Here is a 13,038-nt window from a genome sequence, read left to right as displayed (position 1 = left end):
AATGTCAATAGAAAATTAGCACTCTTTTGGCAAGAGTGCTAATAATTCTGTGAAGAATATAAACTTTCTGTGAAATATATTTTCCGATTCTTTGTATACCGTCTATAAGAAATCTTTGACATACACTTGCAAAAGCTTTTACTCCACGCTCTTCAAAGATTCCACCATATCGATCTTCTTCAGCTTGTAGAACATTACCCAGTTTACAAATAAAGAAAATGCTACAGTAAACAAGAAACTGTACAGATAACTCTGCCAGTGTATCTGACGTCCGAACATCGCCTCTTCCACCTCAACCGTCAGGATGATATACCGGTGAAGCAGATTACCAAGCACCATACCCACAACCGATCCAATGATCGTCAGCAGGATATTCTCTCTGTATACATAAGAGGCAACCTCTCCGTCGTAGAATCCCAGAACCTTCAAGGTTGCAAGCTCTCTCTGACGCTCGGTGATGTTGATATTGTTCAGATTGTACAGTACCACAAATGCCAGCATTCCGGCAGATACGATCAGTACCACGATGACCAGATTCAGGCTTCGCAGCATGTCATCCAGCCTTCCTTCAATACTGCTGGTATAACTTACATTCAGTACTCCATCCATCGACAGAAGCTTTGTTCCGATCTTCTCGATCTGATCATCCTTTCCGTCCTTTACACTGTAGATGATCGTGTTATATCCTGCCGGTACACCATATAATTCCTCGTATTTTTCCGGTGACAGATACAGGTAATGGCCCATATAGTTCTCGCAGATGGCGCCAACCGTCACCGTCTGGTCTCCCCTGTCCTCGTCCTCGATTGTAAGCTCATCTCCCACCTTTACATTCAGAAGGGATGCCATTTTCTCAGTCAGAATCACTTCGTCTTTTTTCAGTGAATAAACCTCGTCCTTATTGGTCCTGCTGTGGAAGCTTAAAAAGTCCTCAATCTTTTCATTATCCGATGGCACCATCAGATAAAGTGTCTTTTTACCGGATGCAGATTTTACATCGGTCTTCTGCATCCGCGCTTCGATCGTCTCTTTTATATCTGCATTCTGATCCAGATAATCATGGAGCTGTTGTCTGTTCTCTTCGGATATGTCGTCACTCATGTAGGTTGCCGCATCATAGAACTGCACCTTCTCATACTGCAGGCTGACGATCTCATAGATACAGTCCTTCAGTCCGAATCCGACTACCATCAGTGCCATACAGCCTCCGATTCCGAAAATGGTCATAAAGAATCGCTTCTTATACCGGATCAGATTCCGCACGGTCGATTTCCATGTAAAATTCAGATGCTTCCAGATAATTCCGATCCGCTCCAGAAGAATCCGCTTCCCCTGCTTCGGTGCTGCCGGACGCATCAGCTCTGCCGGTTCTGCTGCCAGCTCTTTGTAGCAGGATGCGATCGTAGCGATCAGTGTGCAGGCAACTGCGATTCCCGAAGCCTGGAGTGCATAGCTCATATGGTACGGTACCAGGATCGCCGGCAGATGCTTATACAGGATCATATAAGCATAAATAATGATAAACGGCAGGATCTTTTCCCCGGCCAGTACTCCGAAAATACTTCCGCCAAGCGTTGCAATCAGAGCATAACCAATGTATTTCCCTGCAATTGCAGCTTTTCCGTAACCGAGTGCCTTCATCGTTCCGATCTGGACTCTCTGCTCCTCTACCATTCGTGTCATCGTTGTCAGACTGATCAATGCTGCCACCAGGAAAAAGAGTACCGGGAACACTTTTCCAATAGAACGCATGCGGTCTGCATTATCTCCGTATCCTTGATATTCCGTCAGTGCATCCTCTCTCGTCTGCACATACCACTTCGGATTTTCGATTTTTTTGATCTCAGCCTTTGCGTCTGCGATCTGCTGCTTTGCATCCGCAAGCTGCTTTTCTCCGTCTGTGATCTTCACCTGTCCGTCCGTGATCTGTTCTTCCGCTTCTTTTGCTGCCTGCTCATATTCACTCCGGCCATCCGCAAGCTCCTGTTCACCGGATGCAAGTTGTGCTTTACTTGCATTTAAAGTGCCCTCTTTTTCATTCAGAAGTGCCCATGCAGACAGGATCTGTGCTTTTCCGTCCGTGATCTGCGATTTTGTGCTGTCAAGCTGGGATCTGGCTGCTGCGATCTGACTCTTGCCATCTGTAATCTGTCTGCCTGCACTTAACAGCTCTTCTTCCTGTGCGGCAAGTGTCTGCTCCTGCTGAAGAAGTGCTTTCTCTTTTGCATCCAGATCTGCTTTTTGCTTAGTCAGGCTGGTAATCTGTGCCTCCAGGTCTGCTTCTGTGGCAAAACCTGCCTTGTTCATCTGCACTAGCAAGTCCTTCTTTTTACCTTCAAGTGGTGCTTTCTGCTCCTTTATACCAGCAAGCTTTGCTTCCAGTCCCTGTCGGACTCCACTCCAGCTTTCCAGATATACTCGCTGCTCTGGCGTTCTATCAGGCTCTGAGATCTTTGTGTATTCCTGATATAATGTATCTCCGTCATTTATCTGCTTCTGCAATTCCGCAATCCCCGAATCACACTGGCTGATTTCATCTTCAATCCCAGCCAGTCCGTCTTTCAGCTGATTAAGCGGTGCAAGTCCCTCGTCCAACCGTTTCTTCCCATCCGCGATCTGTGACTTTCCTGCTGGAATCTGTTCCTTCCCCGCCGTAATGATCGGCATATATTTCGAGTAATTGCTCAGATAAACCTGTTCCGCATCTGCAAGCTCCTGTTCTTTCTGATCCAACTGTGCTTTTCCGGATTCATACTGTGCCTCCGCTGAATCAAGCTGTGCCTGCTTATCATTCAGCTGCGCTTTTGCATCGGCAAGCTGTGTCTCGCCATCTGCGATCTGCTGCTTTGCATCCGCAAGCCCTGCTTCTCCATCCGTAAGCTGCTGCTTTGCTTTTTCCAGTTCTTCGGCTGCCTTGCTTTTCCCACTCTCCAGCTCTTTTTTCGCATCCTCCAGTTCCTGCGATTTTTCATTCACTGTCTTCTCTGAATCAGCAAGCTTTTCATTTGCCTCATCTACGATTTCCTGTTTGCGGACTGCACAGCGTTCTTCTTCGATTGCACTCACGGCTTCCTTTGCTGCATCCGACAGATTATTGTATTCATCAGTAAATGCCGTTTTCTCTTCTGCACCGCTCACCTTCACATAAGCTTCCGTATAAACATCCATGTCAAAAGAAGCTTTATCCACTACAACAAATCCACTGATCTCTCCGGTTCCGATCGTACTGCTTCCTCTTCCAAATGAAATATACAGCGGACTGTTCCCAATCCCGACAATCTTATATGTATCTGTAACCAGCGAATCCGTCAATGCCTCTCCATCGCCGGAATGGAAAGTTACCGTGTCGCCAACCTTCAGGTCTGTATAGCTCAGAAAATCTTCATCCACCAGACATTCTCCTGCTTTTTCCGGCAGCCTGCCTTCCACAAGCGAAACCTGATCAAAATTCTTCTGCATGCTCAGCATATGGACAACCTTTTCATTGTCTCCAACCGGGCAAAGCACGTCTTTGCTGTATCCGCCTTCTACAGCTTCAATTCCCGATACCTTTCCAATCGCTTTGATATCCGCTTTGGTAAGTCCCATGGTTCCCATTACCTTCAGATCCATCAGCTCCGAATCATCAAAATACTGATCTGCAGTGATCCGCATACTTGGCTCTGATGCACGGATTCCCGAATAAAATGCGACACCCAATGCCACGATAAAAAAGATTGATACAAACCGTCCCATCGTCTTTTTTATTTCTATTATAAAGTCTTTGCGTAAAATATTTTTCTTCATCGGTCTTTACGTCCACCTACCATTCAATCGTCTCTACCGGAACCGGTCTTTCATTCAGCTTCATGCTTCCGACTTTTCCATTCTTCATCTTAATTACACGATCTGCCATCGGTGTGATCGCTGAGTTGTGTGTGATCAGGATCACTGTCATCCCTCGTTCACGACACATATCCTGTAAAAGCTTTAATATTGCCTTACCGGTATTGTAATCCAACGCCCCTGTCGGCTCATCACACAAAAGAAGCTTCGGGTTCTTTGCCAGTGCACGCGCAATCGATACCCTCTGCTGCTCCCCACCGGAAAGCTGTGCCGGGAAATTCTTCATACGATCTGCCAGTCCCACTTCCCTAAGAACCATCTCCGCATCCAACGGATCCTTACAGATCTGCAGTGCCAACTCTACATTTTCAAGCGCCGTCAGGTTCGGAATCAAGTTATAAAACTGGAATACAAATCCAATATCATCCCTTCTATAGGAAGTAAGCTGCCTCGACGAATACTTTACAATATTCTTTCCATCGATCCAGACCTCTCCACTTGTTGCCGTATCCATTCCCCCCAGAATGTTAAGCACTGTCGTTTTTCCCGCACCACTTGGGCCTACCACAACTGCAAATTCACCTTTTTTTATCTGAAAATCAATTCCATCTGCTGCGGCAATCTCAACTTCACCCATACGGTAAATCTTACGGACATCCCGCATTTCAACAAATTCTTTCATCATCTTTCCCCTTATCTGTAAAATTTTCTGCTTTTTTTAATTTTAACATATTGGAAAAGCAAATCAAATATGAAGTCGTAAGATTATAAAACTTTCACATTTTCCATTTTTTGCACCGTTTTTGGCTATATTGCACAATTTTACAGTATCATTTTTGTAACATTTGTCTTTTCTGCGAATTTACAGAAGAGCATACACATGGTATTATAATATCAAGTTAAGGATAGCACTTAACGAAACCAAATAAGACGTTTTCAGTATTTTGATACTTTTTATTTTCATTTCTCCTTTAATGAAATTACAGAAAAAGAGCTTACGACATTTCCCCCGATCATATGGCGCAAGCTCTTTTTCCATTATCTGAATCTTTCCGGCATTCACAAACAGTATCCTCCTCTGTTTTTCCCACCCTGCTTCCGGAATATACTTTCAAAAATTACAGTTTTCCTTGTAACTTTCTGTAACTTCTTGTTAATTATTAGACATTATATATTTTTACCGTTAAAATTTCCTTTTTTTACATTCTTTTGTCAATCTTGTTTTGCACTTCGTTATTTTGCACAATTTTATTTTAACTTTGCAGTTCTTTTAGTTTTTTTTGCGAATATACAAAACTCCCTGCAAATGCTATTATAAAAACAAGTTAAGGATAACACTTAACCGAACAAAATAAGACGTTTTCAGTATTTTGATACTTTTTATTTTCATTTCTCCTTTAATGAAATTATTGGAAAAAGAGTTTACGACATTTCCCCCGATCATATGTCGTAAGCTCTTTTTCTATTTCAGGATTTTCATATCGGTCTCCTCATGTTCGAAAAATTTTTTATATTGACATTTATAATAAGCATTCATAATTCCTTCTTGAAAACACATTTGTTCTTATAGAAAAATCATTTGCACTCATTTTTTTTGCATTTATGCAAATTTTATTATCAATTTCCAAATTCAAAATAACCTTTTGTATAAATTGATTTTACCCCTGTTATTTTGCACAATTTTATTTTTCAAAGCTTTTTTCTTTTGTTTTTTTTGCGAATATACAAATTCCAAGCCTCTTGGTATTATAATATCAGCTTGAAGATAACAACTAGATAAGAATTCCTCGGTGGGGCGGCATCTTAGTCAGTCACAATTGCCCCACTTGATTAGGAATCAAAACCAAATAAGACGTTTTCAGTATTTTGATACTTTTTATTTTCATTTCTCCTTTAATGAAATTACAGAAAAAAGAGTTTACGACATTTCCCCCGATCATATGTCGTAAGCTCTTTTTTCATTTTACCCAACTCTTTTTCCCATATATATTTTGCAGAATAAAAATCCCACTTTATTCCATCCGCTAACTAAATTATCCAAAACTTCTTTCTTATAAACTTTTACCACGTTTCCAGGCATCAGCATTCATTTTTCCGCCTCTCTTCTGTAGATCGCTACATGTTCTGTCAAAAGAAAATGGAAATGTCAACACGGCATTTCCATTTTCTTTCAAAGCTATTTTTCTGTCTTTATACATTTTCTTGCAAGAATACAGATCACGATGGTAATGACCATATCCGGGAGTGTATTTCCAAGCGGAATATCCACATTCATCAGAATACGATAAAGTATAAATCCAAGAATCCAGATTCCTCCATTCATTTTATCCAGCGACACACCAAGGCTGTCTACTCTTTTTAAAAGAAAGAAATCTGCAATCTGGATTGCGATCATCGGTGCAAATACCGATCCGATCAAATACAGGAAATCCGTAATATTGTCCATCGGATATAGGATTGCTCCGATCATTCCGACTACAGTAACCAGAATCGCTGCATATTTTCCATTGATTTTTGCAAACACGGATTCCGCTGAAATCCCTGCGGAATATGCATCCAAAAAAGTGGTTGTCACGGTAGAAAAGACAATGATCAAAAGACCGGCAATTCCAAGTCCCGCTTTTACCATAATATTAGCAATATCTGATTCGCCGGTATAAATAGCTGCTCCCATACCAATCACATACATCCAGCAGCTTACAATTCCATAAATAATTGCACTCACTGCCGTTGCCTTTACCGGTTCTTTTGCTTCTCTTGTATAATCACTAATCAATGGAAGCCATGAAAGAGGCATAGCAACGGAAAGCTCAACTGCCGCACCAAAGGACATAGCATCTCCGCCTGCTACGACCTGGGATCCGTCACCGAATACCACCTTACTAAGTACCAGTGTCAGGATAAATAATGCTGCCATCGCAACAGTATTGATCTTACCAAGATTTGTAATTCCAATTACGATCCATAAAATGATCAGGGCTCCGATCACCAGGCACCACATCCATCTGCCGGTATGAAGCACTCCATTAGCTGCAAGTGCACCATCATAGATCATAATTGACGTCCATCCTACTAACTGGAGCACATTCAGAAAAGAGAAAAAAACTCCTCCCTTCTCTCCAAAACTCATTTTTACGGTTTCCATCGCACTGCGCCTTGTCTTTCCACCAATCACACCGGCAAGAAACAGCATCGTACATCCGATAATATGTCCGACAATGATTGCCAGAAGTCCCTTCGAAAAACCAAGCGGCGCAAAGTAAGTACCGGTCAGGATCTCTGCAAGGGACACGCCTGCCCCAAACCAGATCAGTCCATTTTCAAAGATAGAGGTTCTCTTTTCATTCATACTTCTATTCCTCCACTTTGCTTTCTGTATATTCATTTTTAATTGCAAATCCGTGATTCATCGGACCACTGCCCTTACCAAGATCCAGCATTGCTGCAAGTGCTCCGGAAATATATTTCTTCGCACGTTCTACTGACTCATCCAAATCATATTCTTTTGCAAGATTTGATGCGATCGCACTGGATAAAGTACATCCTGTTCCGTGCGTGTTCGGATTGTCGATCCGCTCTCCGTAGAACCACTTATATCCACCATCTCTCCACAGCAGATCATTGGCATCGTTCAGTTGATGCCCACCCTTACAAAGAACTGCACAGTGATATTTGGTACCGATCTCTTCTGCTGCTCTTATCATATCCGCCTGCGACTGGATTTTCATACCTGCAAGCACTTCTGCTTCCGGGATATTCGGAGTCAGAACGGTTGCCATCGGAAGCAGGCAGCTCTTCAGCGCATCAATCGCTTCCTCGCTGATCAGTCTTGCTCCACTTGTTGCTACCATAACCGGATCAACTACAATATTTTTCGCATCATATTCTTTTAATTTGTCTGCGATCTTTGTGATCAGACCACTTGAAGATACCATTCCAATCTTCACTGCATCCGGGTAAATATCCGTGAAAATATTATCCAGCTGTTCTCCTAGGAATTCCGGCGTTACCTCCATAATTCCGGTAACTCCGGTTGTATTCTGTGCAGTAAGAGCCGTAATTGCGCTCATAGCATAGACTCCGTTACTGATCATTGTTTTGATATCTGCCTGGATACCTGCTCCTCCGCTTGAATCGCTTCCTGCAATTGTAAGTGCTGTTCTCATTTAACTCTCTTCCTCTCTTTTTCCATAATTGTCCTAAATATTTTGTATAAAAAGAATGTGCCTTGGCACATTCTCGCGCCGAGCACGGTCGCTTGCGACATTCTTCATCTTCGTGCGAGTGCGCATCTCCGGCACGCAGTGCCTTTTATTTCATAGGAAGTTCCTTCGGAATTTCCTATGAAATAAAAGAAACACCTGCCATGCACAAGTGTCTCTGAAAAAAATCAATATGACTTCCTGCAACGGCATGATCCGTATCAGGTAAAAAGGAGCGATGCTCTTTTGCTTCCTCTCAGTCTGTCTTTCACCGGCTCCCCCGTCTTTATTATTCTGTCTCTCCAAGTGTTGTCTGCTTTGTAACTCCTGTTAAACTCTCTCTGGTTCTGGATAAGCCTCTCCAAAAGTTTCAACAGTCACTTTTTTCATCTTCTGTTCTTCCAGCGGTCTGTCACTGTAGTCTGTTGCCGTCTCAGCAATTTTATTTACAACATCCATACCTTCTGTAACTTTACCAAAAGCTGCATATGCGCCGTCAAGATGTGGTGAAGTCTTATGCATGATGAAAAACTGTGATCCTGCCGAATCCGGATGCATTGCACGCGCCATAGAAAGAACGCCCGGTTCATGCTTCAGATCATTTGCAAAACCGTTCTGCTTAAATTCTCCTTTGATACTGTATCCAGGGCCACCCATTCCGGTTCCATCCGGGCATCCACCCTGGATCATGAATCCACTGATGACACGGTGGAAGATCAGTCCATCATAAAATCCCTTATTTACAAGAGATACAAAGTTATTTACTGTATTCGGTGCGATTTCCGGATATAATTCCGCTTTGATCACATCGCCATTTGCCATTTCAAATGTTACTACTGGATTTGCCATTTTATACAATCTCCTTTTCATTGATTTCTCTAACTATTGTAACGGAACTTTTCCCGTCCGTAAATAGTTTTTAGAAAGTCTTTATACATTTTCCAGACAATATCCGATCACCAGAAACCAGTGCCAGATAAAATCCTCAAACTTCTCTTTATTCTCATGCCGGAGCATCAGATGCTTTCTCCTCCGGTTTCAGTGTCGATAAAAACACAGCAGCCAGAATGATAACACCACCAAGGCACTCTCTGAAACTTGGAACTTCTTTCAGAAACAGAAATGCGCTTAAAGTCCCATACACCGGTTCCAGTCCGGATAAAATTCCGGCAATCCTTACCTTCACAGTCCGAAGTCCACTGATAAATAAAGAATGTGCAACTGCTGTAAAAATAATTCCAAGCATCATCAATACGCCTGCATCTGCAAGTGTAATCACCGGCTTCAACACAAACATCATCGGGATCAACACGATCGTTGCAGTTCCCTGTTCATAAAGCGACACCAGTGTTGCCGGATATCTGCTGGAAAAACGGCGATTCATCAGTGACAATATTGCATAGGTAAATGCACTCAGAAGTCCCCACAGAACTCCCTGTGTAATCTGATTATCCATCTGAAATGCGGGTACGATAAAGAATACTCCGACCAGCATCATCAGTGTACAAAACACATCCGATTTCTTCAGTTTTTCATGGAACAGATATGGCTCCAGAAAAATAACAAATACCGGAAAAGTTGATACCGTAAGCGTACCAACTGCAACCGTCGAACTCTGGATCGACTGCATATAACAACTCCAGTGTATTGCTAAAACTGCACCTGCTCCGACCATCCACAAATAATCACTTTTCTCCTCCAGGCGAATTTTCTGCTTTTTTAAACGCAGAAAAATCCAGAGGAAAATAGATGAAAAAAATACCCTTCCAAGCACGATGATCACTGCAGGCAGATCTACCAGCTTGGCAAACAGTCCGACAAAACCAAACAATGCCACAGCAACATGTACTGAAATTAAACCTTTTCTCTGACTCTCTTTCATATGAAAACCTTTCTCTATTCAGGCTGATCTACCCGGAAATGTTCCATTAAAATCGGCATATATTCCTTACTGTATTCTCCAAGCGAATAATTTCCCCTATTCAGACACCAGTCTGATACCAGTGCCCGCTCACAGAGTGAATAATACTTGGTAATCTCCTGGATACTCTTCTCTCTGCTGATCTGATTTCGCACATGCCCCTCTTCTATGATCCTGCTGATCAGCTTGTAATAAGTACGGTTCTGATCCAGAAGATTCCTGTCTCCCTTGGCAATCAATTGTGTTGAATATAAGGATGATAACAATGCTACATCAATCTTTTGCTCCATAAATGAATGCGACCGGTAATTGAGATACATCAGTTTATCAAAACTGTTCATTTCCGGATCCAGTTCATCTTCAAGCTTTGCATAATTCTCATCCAGAATAGTTGACAATGTATCAAGCAGAGAATCTTTGCTGCTGAAATAATAATAGAACGATCCTTTTGATGTCTCAGAAAGACGAATGATATCATCTACTGTTGTATCATCATATCCTTTTTCATAGAACAATTCCCATGCGGCATCTACAATCCGCCGCTTTACATTCTGTTTTGCTGCCATCTATCTACCTCCTATGGTATCATGTTCCACGCGGAGCGTTTTTTATTATCAGGAAAGACCTTTCTTAATAGATAAAAAAAGACCGGCTGCGTCATACGCCCCGGTCCTTCTCAGGTTTACGTGGACATGTTTTTCCCCGTAAACAAGTATATCGTATCTACATTCCTTTTGCAACATCAACACATGCCTTCATTGCATCAATGACCGCACTTCTGAATCCGTGTTCTTCCAATACACCTACGGCTTCAATCGTTGTTCCTGCCGGTGAGCATACCATGTCTTTAAGTTCTCCCGGATGCTTTCCTGTTTCAAGAACCATCTTCGCACTTCCAAGAACTGCCTGTGCTGCAAATTTGTATGCCTGTGCTCTCGGCATTCCCTCTGCAACAGCAGCATCTGCCATTGCTTCAATAAACATAAATACATATGCCGGTGAACTTCCGCTTACTGCAACAACTGCATCCATCATATGCTCTGTCACAACTTCTACTTTACCAAATGCAGAAAGAATCTTGCATGCATAATCAAGTTCTTCTTTTGTTACATGTTCATTCGGTGTGGCAGCTGTCATACCTTCTCCAACCATAGCCGGAGTGTTCGGCATTGTACGAACAATCTTAACATCTTTTCCAAACTGTTCGGCAAGCCATGCAAGTGTCTTTCCTGGTGCGATCGTGATAATAAGCTGTTCCGGTCTTACCAGATCTTTTACTTCCTGAATGACATCTGCATAAAACTGTGGTTTTACAGAAAAAATAACAACTTCTGACTTTTCAATTACTTCTTTATTGCTATCAGTTACATTGATTCCATAAAGTTCTTTTACTTTTTCGCGACCTGGTGCAAAAAGATCTGCTCCGATGATTTCTTCCGATTTGAATACGTTACTTTTAATAACGCCTCCCATAATTGCTCCTGCCATATTACCTGTTCCGATAAATCCTAATTTCATAGTCTTTCTCCTCCTGATGAACTTAAAACCTTATACATTTTCGTTTTTAATTTGTATACAATCATTTAAGTTGTATACAAATTTCTTTCTGCATTCAATGTATCACTTCCTCTGTTTAAAGTCAACATTTTCACAATAGAAAATGCCGTTTTTCGTCGAAAATACATGCACCATTGTATACAATTATCAGTCTGTACTCTTATATTAAACGCAACTTTACATATACCTAATTTTATTTTTTACAAACCCCGTTTTAATGTGTTATACTTAATATATTCACCAGACAGAGGGGGATTTCACATGGCTGAAAAAAAGAAATCACTTGCCGATCAGGCTTATGAAATTATCAAAAATAACATTATGAATCTGACTTATCCACCAGGAATGCCTCTTACCGAAGCACTTCTGACAGAAGAGCTCGGTATGAGCCGTAATCCAGTACGCACTGCACTCAAAATGCTGCAGTCTGAAGGTCTGATCGTTACCGATTATTATAAATCCATGACTGTAAAAGAAATCACCGATAAAGATATCAATGAACTTTATCAGCTCCGCGAACTCTTAGAGGGCAGTGCATTTAAACTGATCTTTGAAGGTGGAAAAGCGGAAGAATATTCCTATCGAATTGAAGAAAAAGTGGTACATATGTGTGCGGTTGCTTCCGATGTTTACAAGTGGGAGCTTGCTGATACGCAGATGCATCTGGAAATCGTCAGCATTTTCAATAATGACCGGATCACCAAATTCTATGAATCCAATTTATCAGAGCTGGTAAGAGTGGGTATGTATTCGCTGAAAAATGGCATGCGGATCGTTCCAACGAATGAGAATTTGAAAAAAATGGTTAAATATATGCGTAAAAATGATTATGAGCGAGCTTTTGCAATCCTAAAAAAAGACCATTTTATGCAGGGAAAAGACAGCGCCATGAAAGAAGAACTGAAAAACGAGTAATCTTCATTTATAAGATATTAAAGGAAGTGCTAAAACATGATGAAACTAGAAACTCCAATTGGAGAATTTACTACTGACTCTTATAAAATTCCTGCAGGAGACACTTTGGCTGTGTCTCCTGCAATCATTTCGTTATCTTCTGATGATTACAAAATCATCACCATCGATCAATTTATCCAAATTGGTACAGATATCTATACCCCTCTTTTACATCAAAATTGTATGTCTCCTGATCAAAAAACCATCTACCCGCTGACTATCGAACAGCATGATTCAGACCGGATTACTCTTTCTGATCATTATCATTCTATAATTTTAGAACTCAATAACTTACCGGATCTGCAGGTAAAGCCGTGGTATCCTGTTATTAAAAAAAAGAACTGCATACCATGTACAAATTGTGGAAGATGCAGCTGGTAGTCTGCATCTTTATTAAACAGCATGAATGACTCTTCTGCATTTTTTGCCAGGCTGATCACCTCTAAGCAATAAAAAAACTGCAAACCCTTACGGTCTACAGCTCCCTTACTTTTTTCATGTACCTTCAAAACCACATACAAATTTAAATCTTTACTCCATCCATTCTTCCTTACCCTGTCCTACCTTCTTGGTTATGCC

At 41.6% G+C, this 13,038-nt stretch carries 11 protein-coding genes; 2 read left to right on the top strand and 9 right to left on the bottom strand.

What is annotated here, in order from left to right:
• Window positions 1-138: 138 nt before the first annotated feature.
• The 9 genes from PG418_RS08785 to proC all read right to left on the bottom strand — a co-directional run bounded on the left by PG418_RS08785 (window position 139) and on the right by proC (window position 11,466).
• A complete protein-coding gene (locus PG418_RS08785; protein ID WP_498837307.1) occupies window positions 139-3,786 on the bottom strand; it encodes an FtsX-like permease family protein in 3,648 nt (1,215 codons plus the stop codon).
• A gap of 16 nt (window positions 3,787-3,802) precedes the next feature.
• The gene (locus PG418_RS08780) at window positions 3,803-4,507 is read right to left on the bottom strand and encodes an ABC transporter ATP-binding protein (RefSeq protein WP_498837315.1); all 705 of its coding nucleotides are present in this window, start codon (window positions 4,505-4,507) and stop codon (window positions 3,803-3,805) included.
• A 1,281-nt stretch (window positions 4,508-5,788) separates the two neighbouring features.
• Complete coding sequence (locus PG418_RS08775; RefSeq protein WP_271817413.1) at window positions 5,789-5,911, bottom strand: hypothetical protein; 123 nt, start codon at window positions 5,909-5,911, stop codon at window positions 5,789-5,791.
• 90 nt (window positions 5,912-6,001) lie between these two features.
• Window positions 6,002-7,174 (bottom strand): putative hydroxymethylpyrimidine transporter CytX, encoded by a 1,173-nt coding sequence (cytX, locus tag PG418_RS08770; protein ID WP_498837306.1) that lies wholly within the window; start codon window positions 7,172-7,174, stop codon window positions 6,002-6,004.
• Between the two features lie 4 nt (window positions 7,175-7,178).
• A complete protein-coding gene (gene thiD / locus PG418_RS08765) occupies window positions 7,179-7,991 on the bottom strand; it encodes a bifunctional hydroxymethylpyrimidine kinase/phosphomethylpyrimidine kinase (RefSeq protein ID WP_022220835.1) in 813 nt (270 codons plus the stop codon).
• Window positions 7,992-8,357: 366 nt separating this feature from the next.
• Window positions 8,358-8,876: a peptidylprolyl isomerase gene (locus PG418_RS08760; protein ID WP_022220834.1), complete on the bottom strand. Its 519-nt coding sequence runs from the start codon at window positions 8,874-8,876 to the stop codon at window positions 8,358-8,360.
• A gap of 154 nt (window positions 8,877-9,030) precedes the next feature.
• Window positions 9,031-9,909, bottom strand: coding sequence for a DMT family transporter (locus PG418_RS08755; RefSeq protein ID WP_498837305.1), 879 nt, complete (start codon window positions 9,907-9,909; stop codon window positions 9,031-9,033).
• A gap of 14 nt (window positions 9,910-9,923) precedes the next feature.
• Window positions 9,924-10,514, bottom strand: coding sequence for a TetR/AcrR family transcriptional regulator (locus PG418_RS08750; protein WP_022220832.1), 591 nt, complete (start codon window positions 10,512-10,514; stop codon window positions 9,924-9,926).
• Window positions 10,515-10,671: 157 nt separating this feature from the next.
• Entirely contained in the window at window positions 10,672-11,466 is a 795-nt protein-coding gene (gene proC / locus PG418_RS08745) for a pyrroline-5-carboxylate reductase (RefSeq protein ID WP_498837304.1), read from the bottom strand.
• Between the two features lie 300 nt (window positions 11,467-11,766).
• Between proC and PG418_RS08740 the strand changes: the two genes are divergently transcribed.
• Window positions 11,767-12,420, top strand: coding sequence for a GntR family transcriptional regulator (locus PG418_RS08740; RefSeq protein WP_055158315.1), 654 nt, complete (start codon window positions 11,767-11,769; stop codon window positions 12,418-12,420).
• Between the two features lie 36 nt (window positions 12,421-12,456).
• Window positions 12,457-12,840, top strand: coding sequence for a hypothetical protein (locus tag PG418_RS08735; protein WP_498837303.1), 384 nt, complete (start codon window positions 12,457-12,459; stop codon window positions 12,838-12,840).
• Window positions 12,841-13,038 lie beyond the last annotated feature (198 nt).

Source organism: Bariatricus sp. TF06-38A (genome assembly GCF_027690675.1).
GTDB lineage: Bacteria > Bacillota > Clostridia > Lachnospirales > Lachnospiraceae > Allocoprococcus > Allocoprococcus comes.
Note: the sequence above shows the minus strand (reverse complement) of the source record. Positions and strands in the feature narration are given on the sequence as shown.